A 17898-nucleotide genomic window follows, 5' to 3' on the forward strand; every position below is an offset into this window, starting at 1 on the left:
TTGTTCAGGTTTTTTAAAAGTACAAAAAACACACCCGACCAGAGTTAACAAAAAAGCAGCATTTAGCCCTTATTCAAAGGTGGTGCCCAATTGCAGATAGAACATGTCGTGCCCCCCCTCCGCCACGCCATAACCGAGGAAGATGGGGCCGAGGAAGCTCTCCACCCCCACATAGACGGAGCCGGCGGTGTAGGAGGACTCCAGGCTGATGTCCGCGCCCTTGTCCCAGACCCCGCCCTGCTCGAGGGAGCCGCCGAGGAACAGCGGTGCCTTGACCGCGCCGAAGTCGTTGTCCGCCACCCGATAGATGTAGCGCAGACCGCTGAACAGGCTGTAGCGGCCGCTCAGCTGGTAGTGCTGGAAGCCGGACAACCGGAACAGGCCGCCGAGATCCTGCACGAACAACGGTACCTCTTCCTCCGAGGTGGATCCGCCCCCTTCCAGCATCAGGTTGAGGCTGTGTCGCCCCCATGACCAGGGCTTGATCAGCGCCAGGTGATAGTTGATCCCCTCGGTATTTTCGGTCGGCGCATTGGTCGGTTCGACCTTGATGTGGGAGTAGCCGCCCTTGATGTCCCAGTAGATCCCCTCGTAGGGGAAGTAGCGACTGTCGAGGGTATCGTGCTCGAAGCGGACATAGGGTCCCCAGGAGGAGGCATCCGCATCCGCATCGGACAGGTTCTGAATATCGACGCTGCCCACCTTGCCCTCCAGCCCCAGGGACAGCCGGCTCCAGGGCTGACGGTTCCAGCCGACGGAGAGATCCACGCTGGTGAAGCTGTACTCCGAGTCCAGGTAGCTCACGCCGGACGTCTGCACCTCATCCTCCGGGAAGAAGACCCGGCGCTGGGTCTTGTCATAGGCCAGACTCGCCTCGCCGAAGAAGGTCTGGGAGGGCTCGAGCGGGGTGTAGAAGTCGGTCTTGAGGTGCTTGGCCGTGCCCAAGGAAGCCTCGGTCAGCCACTCGGCCCCCCAGTCATTGACGTTGGTCAGGTTGTAGGACATGCCGACGTTGTAGTTGGAGGTGCTCTCGAAATCATCGGAGAAGCCGAGCTGGAAGTTGAGATAACCCGGCCCCCAGTTCTTCTCGCTGGCATTGACCACCAGCACGTTCTCACCGCTCCGCTCCTCCACCTCATAGGTGATGCGATCGAACGACTCCAGCGCATAGAGCCGGCGGATGCCCGCCTCCAGGCTCTCATAGGTCTGCACCTTGTCCGGGCGCACCTTGAGCATGGCGCGCACAGTGTCGTCGGAGAGGCGCGACTTGTTGACGATCTCCACCTTGTCGATGTAGTAGGCCGGCTGACCGCTGCGCTCGGCGCGGCGGCTCAACTTCTGGTTGCGGTAATCGGCATAGCGTTCCGGCGAGAGCGACAGGGCATCGAGCTGGCTAGAGGCACGGTTGGCCACCACCTCCCCGACCCGGATCCCCTCAGGCATGCGGGCAAAATCGGCGATGCCCATGTCGCCGAACTCGGGGCTGAGCAGCACATCCTTGGGCCCCAGCAGGGCCTTCTGCTTGTCGGTACCGACCTGGGTCATGTAGGTGGTGAGCTGATCGATCATCGCCAGCCCCGACTTCAGCGACTCGCGGGTGCGCAGCTTGGCACCTATGTCCACCGCGATGACGATGTCGGCGCCCATGGCCTTGGCCACGTCCACCGGCATGTTGTTGACAGTGCCGCCGTCGGCCAGGATATGCCCCTCCCACTCCACCGGCTTGAGGGCGCCGGGGATGGACATGGAGGCCTGCATCGCCTTGGCGAGGCTGCCGTGATCCAGCACGAAGGGGGTCACGGTTTCCATGTCGGTGGCCATGGCACGGTAGGGAATGGGCAGGTTGTCGAAACTCTTCTGCACCGGCAGGTTGGAGGTCGCGTGACGCAGCAGGCTGGCCATGGACTGGCCCTGGAAGAAGCCGTCCGGCAACTGGACAGAATCACCATTGACGCCGATGTCGGTACGCAGCTGGTATTTCTCGCTCTGCTGCTTCTTGCGCAGGGAGAGTTCATCGCGGCCGACCTTGTCCTGATAGCCCTTGTTCCAGTCGATGGAGAGGGTCATGCGCTCCACCTCCTCGGCGCTGAGCCCCATGGCGTACATGCCCGCCACGTAGGAGCCCATGCTGGTGCCCACCACTATGTCGACCGGTATGCGCTTCTCTTCCAGCACCTTGAGCACCCCGATGTGGGCCGCCCCCTTGGCGCCGCCACCGCTCAGCACCAGCGCGATCCTGGGTCGATCGGACTGGGCCGCCGCCATGAAAGGCAGGGTCGCCAGCAAGAGCAGAAGCAGGTGGGTCCATCCCCGATGAAAGATGCGCATATGATTGTCCATTGATCCAGTGCGAGCCGAGTGAGCCGTGATGCCTACTATAAGATGAGGAACTGTAACCGCAACTGCCTGTGCTGGCGAGATTTCATCAAGATCCCGTCGGCCGGCCGGGAGCATGAGCGGCGCCAATCCAGTCCTGGCCTGATGTGAGCGCAAACGTTAATCGGCAATAAACGCCGGCATCGCCTCAAGGGCGCGGGTCGGCGGCCGCTAATATGGGCTCAACCTTCGGCCCACACTCCCGAGTCACCCCTATGTTTGCAAGCCTGACACTCAAACAGAAAATTCTGGCCACCGTCATCCTGGCCGTGGCGCTCTCCTGCCTGCTGGTGGGCTACTTCAGCCAGCGCTCGGCCCAGCAGCTGATCGAGGCCCGCATGTTCGAGCAGGAGTTGCCGAACCTGACCCAGCGCATCGGCAAGGAGATCGAGAAGGATCTCACCTCGGTCGCCAATGCCGCCAAACAGCTCGCCAACGATCGCTTCGTGCTGGACTGGGTGGCCCGTGGCATGCCCAAGGAGCAGGAGTCCATCCTCGTCGATCAGCTCAAGGACATGACCGCCCAGTACGGCCTGGTCACCGCCTCCTTCGCCGATCGACAGAGCGCCGCCTACTACAACCAGGACGGCTTCCTGCGCAACCTGACCCCGGAGCAGGATGGCTGGTTCTACGGCTACACCAAGAGCCCGCAGGATCTGATGCTCAGCATCTTTCGCGAGAGCAACGGCGAGGTAAAGCTGTTCGTCAACTTCCAGCAACTCGACGGCCGCGGCCTGGCGGGGCTCGCCAAGTCCCTCGACAGCATGGTCAGCATGCTGGCCAACTTCCGCATCGGCGACAGCGGCTTCGTGTTCATGACAGATGGCAGCGGCAAGGTGAAGCTGCACCCGGACGCCGCCCGCATCGACCGCGATACCCTGTCCCAGCTGGCCGGGGCCAGTGCCGCTGGCCTGTTGACCAAGCAGGCATTCGCCGCCACCCACGCCGAGATCGATGGCCAGCCGGTCGTGCTCGCCACCAGCTATATTCCGCTGCTCGACTGGTACCTGGTGGCCCAGGTACCAGAGGCCGAGATCTACGCCGAGCTGGATCGGGCCCGGTTGCACATCCTGCTGGTGAGCCTGGCGATCGCCGTCGGCATGGGGCTGCTCGGCGTGCTGCTGGCGGGCTCGGTCAGCCGTCCGCTCAACGAACTGGCCCGCCTGTTCCGCGAACTCGGCAGTGGTGACGGGGATCTGACCCAGCGCCTCAAGGTGGAGGGACGGGACGAACTCGCCCAGGTCGCCACCGGCTTCAACAACTTCGTGGCCAAGATCCACGGCTCCATCGAACAGGTGGCCAGCAACTCCCGCCAGCTCGCCGCCACCGCCAACGAGGTGGCCAGCAAGGCCCAGCTGACCCAGCACAACTGCACCGCCCAGCGCGATCGCACCGTGCAGGTGGCCACCGCCATCCACGAGATGGGCGCCACCGTCGGCGAGATCGCCGGCAACGCCTCCCTGGCCGCCGACGTGGCCAAGCAGGCCAACGAGCAGGCCGATGCAGGCGCCCTGATGGTGGCCCAGGCACGCCACGGTATCGTCGGCCTCTCCGACGAGATCGAACAGGTATCCGGCGTCATCGAGTCGCTGGCCAACCAGACCGACTCCATCGGCAGCATCCTCGACACCATCCGCAGCATCTCGGAGCAGACCAACCTGCTGGCGCTCAACGCCGCCATCGAGGCCGCCCGCGCCGGTGAGCAGGGCCGTGGCTTCGCCGTGGTGGCCGACGAGGTGCGCAACCTCGCCAGCCGCTCCGCCGCCTCCACCGCCGAGATCCAGGGCATGATCAACCGCCTGCAGGAGCAGAGCGCCCGCGCCGTCAGCGCCATGACTCAGGGCCGTAGCCAGAGTCTGGCGGTGGTGGCCCAGGCCGACGAGGCCGATGCCGCCCTCGGCCAGATCACCGGCCATATCACCCAGATCAGCGACATGAACATCCAGGTCGCCACCGCCACCGAGGAGCAATCCAGCGTGGTCGGCGAGATCAACCGCAACGTGGAAGACATCAACCAGCTGACCATGGAGACCGCCGACATCGCCCACCAGCTGACCGAATCCAGCCGCAGCCTGCAGCAGCTCTCTGGCGAGCTCGACAAGCTGGTCGGCAACTTCCGGCTCTGAGCCTCCCCCACCCTTTCCCCTCATCCAGGGAGCGCAACCGCGCTCCCTTTTTGCGACAACGGCAAGCCATGACGCAGCGCCGCCAACTCAACTCAGGATCCCGGCCGGAATGACGCATAATCAGAGGAGAACCAAGGAGAACGGAAATGGGTAAACTGATGATGGTAATGGTACTGGGGGCGCTGTTGTCGGCCTGCAGCAGCGGGCCGGTGCGAGTGCACGGCGCCGATGTCAGTGTGGATGACACCCGGATCCGGGTCTACGACGGCCATAATGATGGCTATTACGATGATGACTATCACGGCGGCCAACGGGGTCGTTTCTGTCCCCCGGGACAGGCCAAGAAAGGCCGCTGCTAACGCCTTTTTTTATGGCCGTCATCTGCTGGTCGGCCTGCTGCAAGCGCGCGTCCAATACAGGCGCCGCCGGATCTTAGTGCTCCACCCCGGCGATGCAGCCCCATAAGGTTTGCCCGCCTCCCCTCGACTATCACCTGCCTCACCTCCTCGGCACTGGGCCCCACGGCATAGCGCCAGACCGCACAGGATCCCATGCCGGCATCGACCACCATATCAGTCGGGATACGCCTCTCCTCCACTGCCTCGAGTCCCGCTATGGGCCACGCCCTTGATGCTTCTTCCGCTCGGCACCGAGTCAATTCAGGCTCGAACCGATCGCTCGCCGGACGCCCCTCTACAGGATGCAGACAGTTGGCCGGAACGGCTCTCCCTCAACACCATCTCGTGCCGCTCTGGCCGGGCATATCAGCCATTACACCATAGGGTGGCGCCGGCATGTCGCGGCAATGAAACGGCGACGTAAGCAAGAGCGCATCGCTGCTGGTCATGACCTTCTAAATACGCGTTCTGCCCCATACTTGAGGGAACACCGCATGCTCCCTGTTATGCCAGCGGCAAGTCATGACGCAACGCCACCAAGGCACCCCGGTGTCCATGGGGAACGGCAGCATAATCAGGGGAAACCATAGGAGGTTGTTATGGACAAGCGGATTCTGATGGTACTGCTTGGCGCGCTGCTCACCGCCTGCACCAGTGGCCCGATACGGGTACATGGCGCAGATTTCAGTGTGGACGATGCCCATATCCGGGTCACTGACGGCTACTACCGTTACCATGGGGGTCATTACTATCGCTATTACGATGACCACCATCGCCACGATGGCTATTACCGCCGTTATTACGATGACCGCCACCCCGATCGCTATTACTACCGCCATGATGGTCACCACCATCGCCAGGAGGGTTATCGCTCCTTCTGCCCGCCAGGCCAGGCTAAGAAAGGGCGCTGCTGACAGCAGGCTGCCAGGTGACAGACAACAAAAAAGCCGCTCATGGGAGCGGCTTTTTCATCACGGCAGAAAGAAGATTATTTCTTCTTCTTGGCCTTGGCGTTCGGCAGATCGGTGATGGATCCTTCGTACACTTCGGCAGCCAGACCCACGGACTCGTGCAGAGTCGGGTGAGCGTGGATGGTCAGCGCCAGATCTTCGGCGTCGGCACCCATCTCGATGGCCAGACCGATCTCGCCCAGCAGCTCACCACCGTTGGTACCGACGATGGCACCACCGATGACGCGATGGCTGTCCTTGTCGAAGATCAACTTGGTCATGCCGTCGGAGCAATCAGAGGCGATGGCGCGGCCGGAGGCAGCCCAGGGGAAGGTGGCGACTTCGAAGTTCAGGCCCTGTTGCTTGGCTTCCTTCTCGGTCAGACCGACCCAGGCCATCTCTGGCTCGGTGTAGGCGATGGACGGGATCACTTTCGGGTCGAAGTAGTGCTTCTTGCCGGCGATGACTTCGGCCGCCACGTGGCCTTCGTGCACACCCTTGTGCGCCAGCATCGGCTGACCGACGATGTCACCGATGGCGTGGATGTGAGCGACGTTGGTACGCAGCTGCTTGTCCACCTCGATGAAACCGCGCTCGTTGACGGCCACGCCGGCTTTCTCGGCGTCCATCAGCTTGCCGTTCGGCACACGACCGACCGCGACCAGCACGTTGTCGTAGCGAACCGGCTCGGCCGGCGCGTGCTTGCCTTCGTAGGAGACGTAGAGACCGTCTGCACGGGCTTCAACTGCGGTGACCTTGGTCTCCAGCATGATGTTGAATTTCTTGGCAACACGCTTGGTGTAGATCTTGACGATGTCTTTGTCGGCAGCCGGCACCAGCTGATCGGCAAATTCCACCACGTCGATCTCGGAACCCAGGGAGGAGTACACGGTACCCATCTCCAGGCCGATGATGCCGCCACCGATGACCAGCAGCTTGCCCGGAACTGTGGTCAGTTCCAGCGCATCGGTTGAATCCCATACGCGCGGGTCGTCATGGGGGATGAACGGCAGTTTCACCGGACGGGAACCCGCGGCGATGATGGCGTTGTCGAAGGTGACTGTGGTCTTGCCGTCGTCCCCGGTCACTTCCAGCGTGTTCGGGCCGGTGAACTTGCCGAAGCCGTTCACAACCTGGACCTTACGCATCTTGGCCATGCCGGCCAGACCGCCGGTCAGCTGGTTGATGACCTTCTCTTTCCACAGACGGACCTTGGTGATGTCGGTCTGGGGGGCACCGAAGACGATGCCGTGATCGGCCAGCGCCTTGGCTTCTTCGATGACTTTAGCGACGTGCAGCAGCGCCTTGGACGGGATGCAGCCCACGTTCAGGCAGACGCCACCCAGGGTGGAGTAGCGCTCGACGATAACGGTATCCAGACCCAGATCGGCGGCACGGAAAGCAGCGGAATAACCGGCAGGGCCGGCACCCAGTACTACGACCTGAGTTTTGATTTCTTTACTCATCATGACCTCTTTGTCGTTCTATATCCCCGGACAGCACAGTCTTATGCCAAAGAAGGCGGCTGCAGCCGTGAAAAAAACGGGGCAAGTTTATAATTTTGTTAATGAAATGAGAAGTGAAAAGGGCGAGCTCTGTGCTCGCCCTCTCATTTACATTTACAGAACCAGTCGACGAATGTCGGACAGCACACCACTCAGAGTGGTGACGAAGCGAGCACCGTCAGCACCGTCGATGACGCGGTGGTCATAGCTCAGTGCCAGCGGCAGCATCAGACGCGGCACGAACTCCTTGCCGTTCCACTTCGGCTTCATCTCGGACTTGGAAACACCGAGGATGGCCACTTCCGGCGCGTTGACGATCGGGGTAAAGCTGGTACCGCCGATGCCACCCAGGCTGGAGATGGTGAAGCAACCGCCCTGCATGTCGGCAGCGGTCAGCTTGCCAGCACGGGCCTTCTTGGAGATCTCGGCCAGGTCGCGGGACAGCTCATAGATGCCCTTCTTGTTGACGTCGCGAACGACCGGTACTACCAGGCCCCCCGGAGTGTCAACCGCCACACCGATGTGGATGTACTTCTTCATGATCAGCTTGCTGCCGTCTTCGGACAGGGCGCTGCAGAAGCGCGGATGCGCCTCCAGGGCCTTGGCGGCGGCTTTCAGGATGAACACCAGCGGGGTGATCTTCACATCCAGCTTCTGCTTCTCGGCCAGCATGTTCTGCTCTTTGCGGAACGCTTCCAGATCGGTGGTATCGGCTTCGTCGAACTGGGTGACATGAGGGATCATGGCCCAGTTGCGGTGCAGGGCAGGACCGGAGATCTTCTGGATCCGGGTCAGTTCCAGCTCTTCGACCGGGCCGAACTTGCTGAAGTCCACCTTCGGCCATGGCAGCACGTTCATGCCGTTGCCATTGCCGGTACCCGCAGCCGGAGCGGACTCGGCGCGCTTGACGGCATCCTTCACGTAGGCTTGCACGTCTTCTTTGACGATGCGGCCCTTGCGACCGGAGGCCTTCACCTTGGCCAGGTTGACGCCGAACTCACGGGCCAGACGACGCACGGCCGGAGAGGCGTGGACGTAGGCATCGTTGGCAACGAAGTCGGACGAAGCGGCAGCCGGGGCAGCGGCCTGAGCCACCGGGGCGGCAGGTGCAGCGGCAACGGGTGCAGCAGCCTGGGCAACCGGGGCGGCAGCAGGCGCGGCGCCAGCCACTTCGAATACCATGATCAGGGAACCGGTAGAGACCTTGTCACCGGCCTTCACCTTGATTTCCTTGACGATACCGGCGAACGGCGCAGGTACTTCCATGGAGGCCTTGTCACCTTCCACCGCGATCAGGGACTGGTCGGCTTCGACCTTGTCACCCACGGCGACCATGATCTCGGTCACTTCCACTTCGTCACCGCCGATGTCAGGTACGTTGACCTCTTTGGCAGCGGCGGCAACCGGGGCTGCAGCCACGGGAGCGGCTGCCTGAGCCGGGGCGGCCACGGCGGCAGGTGCGGCACCCGCCACTTCGAATACCATCACCAGGGAACCGGTAGAAACCTTGGCGCCGGCGGCAACCTTGATCTCGACCACGCGGCCCGCGAACGGAGCCGGTACTTCCATGGAGGCCTTGTCACCTTCCACGGCGATGATGGACTGGTCGGCTTCGACCATATCGCCCACGGCAACCATGATCTCGGTCACGTCCACTTCGTCGTCACCGATGTCCGGCACGTGCACGTCTTTGCGAGCGGCAGCAACAGGAGCAGCCGGCGCTGCAGCAGCAACCGGGGCGGCAGCCTGAGCCGGCGCGGCGGCAGCCGCACCCTCGGCTTCGAAGATCATGATCTGGGAACCGGTGGCAACCTTGTCGCCCACCTTGATCAGGATCTCTTTGACGATACCCGCGGCCGGAGCCGGGACTTCCATGGAGGCCTTGTCGCCTTCTACCGCGATGATGGACTGATCGAGCTCGACCTTGTCACCCACGGCAACCATGATTTCGGTCACTTCAACTTCATCGGCACCGATATCCGGCACCATAATCTGCTTGGACATTGTGATTTATCCTCTTACGCGTACGTTTATCGCGTTAACCTTGGCAAGAGCAGGTTCCGGCTCGTTGTTGCCGTCCGAACCCTGTGTTTGTCCTCTTACCCTTATGTCGCATTAACCTGGGCAAGGCCCTGTCCGGCACGCAGGTCCGGACAGGGCGCTCAATCCTCTTACGCGTACAGCGGGTTAACCTTGTCGGCATCGATGCCGTATTTAGCAATGGCGTCTGCCACAACCTGCTTGTCGATCTCACCGCGCTTGGCCAGTTCGGTCAGGGCAGCAACGACGACATAGAACTCGTTCACTTCGAAGTGACGACGCAGGTTGGCACGGCTGTCGGAACGGCCATAACCATCGGTACCCAGTACACGGTAGTGCTCGGTCGGCACGAAGGCACGTACCTGCTCGGCGAAGGACTTCATGTAGTCGGTCGCGGCGATGGTGGCATCGCTACCCAGCACGGAGGTGATGTAGGGTACGCGAGCGGTCGAGGTCGGGTGCAGCATGTTCCAGCGATCGGCGTCCTGACCATCACGAGCCAGCTCGTTGAAGGAGGTCACGCTGAACACATCGGAACCCACGCCGTATTCGCTGGCCAGGATCTGGGCGGCGGTACGGACATGACCCAGGATGGAGCCACAACCCAGCAGCTGTACCTTGGCCTTGTTACCGGCCACGGATTCCAGCTTGTAGATACCCTTGCGGATGCCTTCCTCGGCGCCTTCCGGCATGGCCGGCATGGCATAGTTCTCGTTCAGGGTGGTGATGTAGTAGAAGACGTTCTCCGGCTTCTCACCGTACATGCGGCGCAGGCCGTCCTGTACGATCACCGCCACTTCATAGGCGTAGGACGGATCGTAGGAGATGCAGTTCGGGATGGTGCCGGCCAGGATGTGGCTGTGACCATCTTCGTGTTGCAAGCCCTCTCCGTTAAGAGTGGTACGACCGGAGGTCGCGCCCAGCAGGAAGCCACGGGCTTGCTGGTCACCGGCTGCCCACGCCATGTCGCCGATCCGCTGGAAGCCGAACATGGAGTAGTAGATGTAGAACGGGATCATCGGGCAATCGTTGGTGCTGTAAGAGGTCGCAGCAGCCAGCCAGGAGGACATGGCGCCCAGCTCGTTGATACCGTCTTGCAGAACCTGACCCTGCTTGTCTTCCTTGTAGTAGGAGACGATGTCGCGGTCTTGCGGGGTGTATTGCTGACCGTGCGGGCTGTAGATGCCGATCTGGCGGAACAGACCTTCCATCCCGAAGGTACGGGCTTCGTCGGCCAGGATCGGCACGATGCGCTTGCCGATGGACTTGTCTTTCAGCAGCACGTTCAGGGAACGCACGAACGCCATGGTGGTGGAGATCTCGCGCGCCTGCTCGCCCAGCAGCGGGCCGAAGGCATCCAGCGCCGGGATTTCCAGCTTGGTGGTGCTCTCGCGCAGACGGGTCGGTACATAGCCCTTCAGCGCGGCACGGCGAGCGTGCAGGTACTTGTGCTCTTCGGTACCCTCTTCGATCTTCAGGTACGGCAACTCTTCCAGCTGCTCGTCGGTGACCGGCAGGCTGAAACGATCGCGCAGGTGACGCACTGAGCCCAGATCCATCTTCTTGACCTGGTGAGCGATGTTCTTGCCTTCGGCCGCTTCGCCCATGCCATAACCCTTGATGGTCTTGGCCAGGATGACGGTCGGCTTGCCCTTGGTCGCTGCGGCCTTGGAGAAGGCGGCGAACAATTTACGGGGATCGTGACCACCGCGGTTCAGGGCGAAGATCTCCTCGTCGGTCATGTCTTTGACCAGCGCGGCGGTTTCCGGGTAACGGTTGAAGAAGTGCTCACGGACGTAAGCGCCGTCACGGGACTTCATGGTCTGATAGTCGCCGTCCACGGTTTCGTTCATCAGCTGGATCAGCTTGCCGGAAGTGTCTTTCTTCAGCAGCTCATCCCACTTGCGACCCCAGATAACCTTGGTGACATCCCAGCCGGCGCCTGCGAACAGACCTTCCAGCTCGTTGATGACCTTGCCGTTACCCACGACCGGACCGTCCAGACGCTGCAGGTTGCAGTTGACCACGAAGACCAGGTTGTCGAGCTTTTCACGCACGGCAACGGTCAGGGCACCCTTGGCTTCCGGCTCGTCCATCTCGCCGTCACCCAGGAAGGCGTAAACGGTCTGCTCGGAGCAATCCTTGATACCACGGTCGGTCAGGTACTTCAGGAAGCGAGCCTGATAGATGGCGGCGATGGGGCCCAGACCCATGGAGACGGTCGGGAACTGCCAGAAGTCCGGCATCAGTTTCGGGTGCGGATAGGAAGGGATGCCCTTGCCGTCCACTTCCTGACGGAAGTTGTCCAGCTGATCTTCGGTCAGACGACCTTCAGCGAAGGCACGGGCGTAGATGCCCGGGGAGATGTGACCCTGGAAGTAGACCAGATCGCCACCGTCCTTCTCGCTGCGAGCGCGGAAGAAGTGGTTGTAGCAGACTTCGTAGATGGTCGCGGAAGAAGCGAAGGAAGACATGTGACCGCCGAGGTCCAGGTCTTTCTTGGAGGCGCGCAGCACTATCATCATGGCATTCCAGCGGATGATCGCGCGGATGCGACGTTCCATCTCCAGGTCGCCCGGGTAAGCCGGTTCGTCGCTGGCAGGGATGGTATTGATGTAGTCGCGATTCGCCTTTTCAGCCACGTCAACACCGCTGATGCGGGCTTTCTCGGCCAGTTGTTCAAGGATGAACTGAGCGCGTTGGGGACCCTCTTCACGCAGCAGGGATTCCAGAGAGGCAAGCCACTCCAGCGTTTCTATCGGGTCCACATCGTTCTTCAGGATATCAGACATGGCTGGTTCCTATTGTTATTTGCACGGCGGTTAAGATGCGCAAGAATTCGACAATAAAGCCTTGTGGGATTAGTTTTCCTGCTGACGGATCCGACGCATGGATCGCTGGATCCGGCTATCTTCCCTCTGCATATCCAACAAGGTGTCCTCGATAAAGGCCAGGTGCTCATGACAAGCTGCCCTGGCCCGCTCCGGAGCCCCCGACAGGATAGCCTCGATCAGGCTCGCACGATGGCGACGGATCTTGGCTACCACTCCCGGACGGCGATTCAAAATTTCATTATTTCGTAAAATATTCTGTTCGAGCATGGGGCCCATGGCCCGCAACAGGTGCAGCAGCACCACGTTGTGCGATGCCTCGGCAACTGCCAGATAAAACTGGGTGACAGCGGCGGATTCGACCACCAGCGACCCCTGCTGACCCGCCTCTTCGATGGCGGACTGCGCCTGGCGGATCCGCTCAAAATCGGCCTCGGTCCCCCGCAGCGCGGCATAGTAGGCACAGATGCCTTCCAGCGCGTGACGAAACTCCAGCAGATCAAACTGGGCTTCCGGGTGAGTGCTGAGCAATTCGAACAGGGGATCGGCGATCCCCTTGCTCAGGGCATTCTGCACATAGGTGCCGCCGCCCTGGCGACGATACAAGAGTCCTCTCGCTTCCAGGCGCTGGATGGCTTCGCGCAGGGAAGGGCGCGATACCTGAAACTGGATGGCGAGTTCGCGCTCCGGTGGCAGCTTCTGCCCCGGCTGCAAGCTGCCTTCCAGAATCATGCTTTCCAGCTCGGCGACGATGGCGTCGGCCAGCTTGGGCTGAGTAATCTTGATATAGGGCATGGGGCTACTTTGTTAAATTGGTATTACCAATTCTATGATTGGGGCGAAAATTAGCAGAGGGCATAGGAAAAGTCCACCCAAAATATGATCTGCATCAAGATTGAAGGTTGCCACTTTAGGGGTAAAAGACGGGAATTATGATGTGGCTCAAAGAAAATGGTCTGACCAATATTTATGAGCTTCCTCACAGATAACATTTGGCCAACAGCCTGAAAGAATGGCTCACCATAGAGACAAGCCATTGATTTTAAAAATACAAACTAAAGTTTAGCTTTGTCACTTGAAGTTGAGCAGATGGCGATAGTGATCCCATTCGAAACTATCGCCCGGATCCGTCTTGCGACCGGGGGCAATATCGCAATGACCGACAATCCGCTCCGGGGTGATGGCAGGATATTGGCCTGATATGGCTCGGGTGAGCCCCGCTAGCGTCAGGTACTGCGCCTCCTCGTAGGGCAGCTCATCTGTCCCCTCCAGCTCGATGCCGATGGAGAAATCGTTGCACGCCTCCCTGCCCTCCCAGCTCGACACCCCGGCATGCCAGGCGCGGGCACCGAATGGCACATATTGCACCAGCTCACCATCGCGCCGGATCAGGCAATGGGCCGAGACTCGCAGCTGATGGATCTCGGCGAAATAGGGGTGCGCGGCAGGATCCAGTCGCCCCAGGAAGAGGTCATCTATCCAGGGGCCGCCGAACTGACTGGGTGGCAGGCTGATGCCGTGCACCACCAGCAGGGAGATGTCGTCCGGGCTGGCCCGCTCGTTTTGGTGGGGGGATGGCACCCGACGGGCCTGCTCACACCACCCCTCGGCGTCGATGGAAAAAACTGCTATGGGCTGCGTCATCATCTACTCGATCCACAATGGAAATGTGCCCGCGAGCGGGCGGCCGCTCCCATCATAAACCGGGAACAAGCATCTGAATTCATAGGTGAAACTGTGTTAGGCTGAACCATCATTCGCAAGGCACTGGACCCCATATGCACCCGATGGCACGCCGTCTCTGGCTGCTGGCCTGGCTCTCCCTGCTGGGGCTACTGACCCTCTACTTCTACTCAGGTGCTCAGCCGACCGTGACCGCCAGCGGCGATCTGCTGCTCAAGGCCGATGCCAGCGGCCACTATCGTCTGGAGGGTGCCATCAACGGTCAACCGGTGCAACTGCTGCTGGACACGGGTGCCACCCGGGTGACGGTGCCGAGCCAGGTGGCCAACCGCCTCGGCCTGATCGCCACCGGTCGCAGCCGGGTCAACACGGCGGCCGGCGAGATCCAGGTCCATACCAGCCAGATCGAAAGCCTGGCGATGGGTCCACTGACCTTGTACGATTTGTCCGTGTTTATCAATCCGGCGGCCGACGGGGAAGAGATCCTGGTGGGCATGAATGCCCTCGGCCGGCTGGAATTGCGCCAGAAAGACAGGCAGTTGCTTCTCAGACCCTTGCAGGAATAAGGCATGTTACAACAGGACATCAGCCGCGCCGTACGCGCCGCACTACTCGAAGACTTAGGCCAAGCCCTTACCGTACTGGATCAACCGGACGCCAGCGCCGACATCACGGCCCAGCTGATCCCGGCCGATCGCATCTCGACCGCCCGTGTCATCACCCGCGAAGCCGGCGTGTTCTGCGGCCAGCCCTGGGTCGATGAGGTGTTCGCCCAGTTGGGTGGCGAGGTCAAGGTGGAATGGAAAGTCCAGGATGGTGAACAGCTCTCACCGGATCAGGAGCTGTTCCGCCTCCATGGCCCGGCCCGCGTGCTGCTGACCGGCGAGCGCAACGCCTTGAACTTCGTGCAGACTCTCTCCGGCGTCGCGACCCTCACCGCCCGTTATGTTGCCGAGCTGGCAGGCACCGAATGTCGCCTGCTCGACACCCGCAAGACGCTGCCCGGCCTGCGCAACGCCCAGAAATATGCCGTCACCTGTGGCGGTGGCAAGAACCACAGGATCGGTCTGTTTGATGCCTACCTCATCAAGGAGAACCACATCCTCGCCTGTGGCGGCATCAAAGAGGCCATCACCGAGGCGCGCCGCCTCAACCCGGGCAAGCCGGTGGAGGTGGAAGTGGAGTCGCTGGCCGAGCTGGAGCTGGCCCTCAGCGCCGCCGCCGACATCGTGATGCTGGATAATTTCGATGTGACCATAATGCGCGAGGCGGTCACCCTCAATCAGGGCCGCGCCAAGCTGGAGGTGTCCGGCAATGTCACCCTGGAGACGCTCGCCGACTATGCCGCCACCGGCGTCGACTTCATCTCGGTGGGTGCACTGACCAAGCATGTGCGGGCGCTGGATCTGTCGATGCGCTTTGTCTGAATGCGGACGGGAGAGAAACCCTTCGTTTCGCCCTGCCAGATATTACAGGTCTCGAAACTTGCAAAAGGCGCCACAGGCGCCTTTTCTTTATGCAGGATCCCACGGCATAAGGAGTGTGAAGATGGGCCCTCCCGACGATGAAGAAAAGAGCCATTAGAGGCTAATTGATGTTTGATTTTTCTATGATTTTCACTAAATGACAGAAAAGTGGTTAACAAAGGGATAACCTCTGTTGCCAACCCGAAGCGCTCGGATAAGATACTGCCTTGTGGATAGATTTCCACCAGCACTTATCAGGAACCATGGACAAAAGGATATTTGACATGAAAAGACAATCAGGGTTTACGCTTATCGAATTGATGATAGTGGTTGCGATCGTCGCCATTCTGGCCGCCATCGCCCTGCCGGCCTATCAGACCTATACCAAGAAAGCGAAGTTCTCGGAAGTTGTCACTGCAACTGGTGCATTTAAAACCGCGGTAGAAGTCTGTGCACAAAAAGATGGGAGCCTAGCTAACTGTGCTGCCGCAGGGACCAACGGCATTCCAGCAGCAGTCAGTGCCTCTAGCTCCGCTGATAGTTTTGTTCAGTCTGTAGACATTGCACTTAGTGGAACCGCAGCCCAGATCACTGCAACTGGGAAAAACCCTCCATTCGATTCAACTGAGAATACCTATATCTTGGAAGGTAACTATGATGGTGGTCGAGTTATATGGACCAACGCAGCAAGCGGCAGTTTATGCTTGAGCTCTGGCATTTGCTAACGCATGACCTCTAGCCCCAATAGCGGCCTGGCCACCAGCCTGGCCGCCTCTTCCCTCCTCAGTGAGCCGGACTCACAGCGCTTCCTGAGCCAGGCCAGGGCGCAGCGCAAGCCTTTTGTCACCTTCCTGATCGAAAACGATATCCTCGACAGCAAGGCGCTGGCGGATTTCTGCGAGCTGGAATATGGGGTACCTCTGCTGGATCTTGCCGCCTTCGATCTGGCCGAGATCCCGCAGAAATACCTCAATCAGAAGCTGATTGAGAAACACCATGTGCTGCCCATCTACACCCAGGGGCACACCCTCTATATCGCCATGTCGGATCCGACCAATGTGTCGGCACTGGAGGATTTCGGCTTCAGCTTCGGCCTGCACACGGAAGCCTTGCTGGTCGAGGAGAGCAAACTGACCACCGCCATCGGCAAGCTGATGGAGAACGAGCAGGATGCACTCGGCATGGACCATATCGACGAGTCCGAAATCTCGGAACTCGAAGTCTCCGACGAAGGCTCACGGCTTGATGAGGGCGTCAATACGGCGGATGACGATGCCCCCATAGTGAAGTACATCAACAAGATCATGATGGATGCCATCAAACGCGGCGCCTCGGATCTGCACTTCGAACCCTATGAGACCAAGTACCGGATCCGCTTTCGGATCGACGGCATTCTGCATGAAATCGCCACCCCACCGGTCAACCTGGCCAACCGCTTCTCCGCCCGTCTCAAGGTGATGGCGCGGCTCGATATCGCCGAGCGGCGCCTGCCACAGGATGGCCGGATCAAGTTGAGGCTGTCACGCAACAGATCCATGGACATGCGGGTCAACACCCTGCCCACCATGTGGGGTGAAAAGATTGTGATCCGCCTGCTGGACTCCTCGGCGACTCGCCTCAACATAGAGCAACTCGGTTTCGACGACCGGCAAAAGGCCCAATACCTGAAGGCCCTCTCCAAGCCTCAGGGCATGATCCTGGTCACCGGCCCCACCGGCTCCGGCAAGACGGTCTCACTCTATACCGGCCTCAACATTCTCAATACCAACGAGGTCAATATCTCTACCGCCGAGGATCCGGTGGAGATCAACCTGCCCGGCGTCAACCAGGTGCAGATCAACCCCAAGGCCGGACTCACCTTCGCCAGCGCCCTGCGCTCCTTCCTCCGCCAGGATCCGGATATCGTCATGGTGGGGGAGATCCGGGATCTGGAGACCGCCGAGATTGCCATCAAGGCGGCCCAGACCGGTCATCTGGTGCTCTCTACCCTGCACACCAATTCGGCGGCCGAGACCCTGACAAGGATGATGAACATGGGGGTCCCTGCCTTCAACATCGCCTCCTCGGTCACTCTCATCATGGCCCAGCGCCTCGCCCGAAAGCTGTGCGATCACTGCAAGACGCCGGAGGTGGTGCCAGACGCAGAGCTGCTGGAGCTGGGCTTTACCCCCCAGCAGTTGGCCGCCGGATTGCGGCTGTTCAAGCCGGTCGGCTGCAAGGAGTGCTCGGGAGGATACCGAGGCCGCGTCGGCATCTATGAGATCATGCTCATGTCCGACAACATCGCGAAATTGATCATGCAGGGGGCCAACTCCCTGCAAATAGCCGCCATTGCCCAGAAGGAGGGCATGCGTAATCTGCGTATATCAGGTCTCGAGAAGGCACGGTTGGGGGTCACCAGCCTGGCCGAGATCAACCGGATCACCACCAACTGAGCCTAGCGTTTCCAACCCGTTCACCCGGGTGATGCCAACGCGGTGTCCCAGGGGATATTCTTCAAGCCAAGGCGGCCCGGACAGGGAG

13 protein-coding genes are annotated in these 17898 nt (G+C 60.6%); 7 read left to right on the plus strand and 6 right to left on the minus strand.

The features are described from left to right. Nucleotides 1–69: 69 nt before the first annotated feature. On the minus strand, nucleotides 70–2328 hold the full coding sequence (locus KW825_RS12895; RefSeq protein WP_042641235.1) for a patatin-like phospholipase family protein: 2259 nt from the start codon (nucleotides 2326–2328) through the stop codon (nucleotides 70–72). A 263-nt stretch (nucleotides 2329–2591) separates the two neighbouring features. Here KW825_RS12895 and KW825_RS12900 point away from each other — a divergent pair, with 263 nt between their 5' ends. The 3 genes from KW825_RS12900 (at nucleotide 2592) to KW825_RS12910 (ending at nucleotide 5814) form a co-directional block, all read left to right on the plus strand. Then, on the plus strand, nucleotides 2592–4502 hold the full coding sequence (locus tag KW825_RS12900) for a methyl-accepting chemotaxis protein (protein WP_042653197.1): 1911 nt from the start codon (nucleotides 2592–2594) through the stop codon (nucleotides 4500–4502). A 146-nt stretch (nucleotides 4503–4648) separates the two neighbouring features. Further along, on the plus strand, nucleotides 4649–4861 hold the full coding sequence (locus KW825_RS12905) for a hypothetical protein (RefSeq protein WP_163154529.1): 213 nt from the start codon (nucleotides 4649–4651) through the stop codon (nucleotides 4859–4861). Between the two features lie 638 nt (nucleotides 4862–5499). Further along, nucleotides 5500–5814, plus strand: a complete 315-nt coding sequence (locus tag KW825_RS12910; protein WP_084228324.1) for a hypothetical protein — start codon at nucleotides 5500–5502, stop codon at nucleotides 5812–5814. A 74-nt stretch (nucleotides 5815–5888) separates the two neighbouring features. On the opposite strand, the gene lpdA is transcribed toward KW825_RS12910, so the two are convergent. From lpdA to ampD, 5 genes are all read right to left on the minus strand, one after another. Beyond that, nucleotides 5889–7316: a dihydrolipoyl dehydrogenase gene (gene lpdA / locus KW825_RS12915; RefSeq protein WP_042653200.1), complete on the minus strand. Its 1428-nt coding sequence runs from the start codon at nucleotides 7314–7316 to the stop codon at nucleotides 5889–5891. 153 nt (nucleotides 7317–7469) lie between these two features. After that, on the minus strand, nucleotides 7470–9359 hold the full coding sequence (aceF, locus tag KW825_RS12920; RefSeq protein ID WP_218291526.1) for a pyruvate dehydrogenase complex dihydrolipoyllysine-residue acetyltransferase: 1890 nt from the start codon (nucleotides 9357–9359) through the stop codon (nucleotides 7470–7472). A gap of 167 nt (nucleotides 9360–9526) precedes the next feature. Then, complete coding sequence (gene aceE, locus KW825_RS12925; protein WP_218329443.1) at nucleotides 9527–12187, minus strand: pyruvate dehydrogenase (acetyl-transferring), homodimeric type; 2661 nt, start codon at nucleotides 12185–12187, stop codon at nucleotides 9527–9529. Between the two features lie 69 nt (nucleotides 12188–12256). Next, nucleotides 12257–13021 (minus strand): pyruvate dehydrogenase complex transcriptional repressor PdhR, encoded by a 765-nt coding sequence (pdhR, locus tag KW825_RS12930; RefSeq protein ID WP_218291524.1) that lies wholly within the window; start codon nucleotides 13019–13021, stop codon nucleotides 12257–12259. A 276-nt stretch (nucleotides 13022–13297) separates the two neighbouring features. Continuing rightward, nucleotides 13298–13870: a 1,6-anhydro-N-acetylmuramyl-L-alanine amidase AmpD gene (gene ampD, locus KW825_RS12935; protein WP_218329444.1), complete on the minus strand. Its 573-nt coding sequence runs from the start codon at nucleotides 13868–13870 to the stop codon at nucleotides 13298–13300. A gap of 134 nt (nucleotides 13871–14004) precedes the next feature. Here ampD and KW825_RS12940 point away from each other — a divergent pair, with 134 nt between their 5' ends. The 4 genes from KW825_RS12940 (at nucleotide 14005) to tapB (ending at nucleotide 17810) form a co-directional block, all read left to right on the plus strand. After that, a complete protein-coding gene (locus KW825_RS12940) occupies nucleotides 14005–14475 on the plus strand; it encodes a TIGR02281 family clan AA aspartic protease (RefSeq protein ID WP_042653204.1) in 471 nt (156 codons plus the stop codon). Nucleotides 14476–14478: 3 nt separating this feature from the next. Continuing rightward, on the plus strand, nucleotides 14479–15336 hold the full coding sequence (nadC, locus tag KW825_RS12945; protein ID WP_218329445.1) for a carboxylating nicotinate-nucleotide diphosphorylase: 858 nt from the start codon (nucleotides 14479–14481) through the stop codon (nucleotides 15334–15336). 323 nt (nucleotides 15337–15659) lie between these two features. Continuing rightward, nucleotides 15660–16100 (plus strand): prepilin-type N-terminal cleavage/methylation domain-containing protein, encoded by a 441-nt coding sequence (locus tag KW825_RS12950; protein ID WP_218329446.1) that lies wholly within the window; start codon nucleotides 15660–15662, stop codon nucleotides 16098–16100. A gap of 3 nt (nucleotides 16101–16103) precedes the next feature. Then, nucleotides 16104–17810 (plus strand): PilB family type IVa pilus assembly ATPase TapB, encoded by a 1707-nt coding sequence (gene tapB, locus KW825_RS12955; protein WP_218329447.1) that lies wholly within the window; start codon nucleotides 16104–16106, stop codon nucleotides 17808–17810. The last annotated feature ends 88 nt before the right edge of the window (nucleotides 17811–17898 follow it).

The sequence above is a fragment of the Aeromonas sp. sif2433 genome (assembly GCF_019218705.1).
GTDB lineage: Bacteria > Pseudomonadota > Gammaproteobacteria > Enterobacterales > Aeromonadaceae > Aeromonas > Aeromonas encheleia.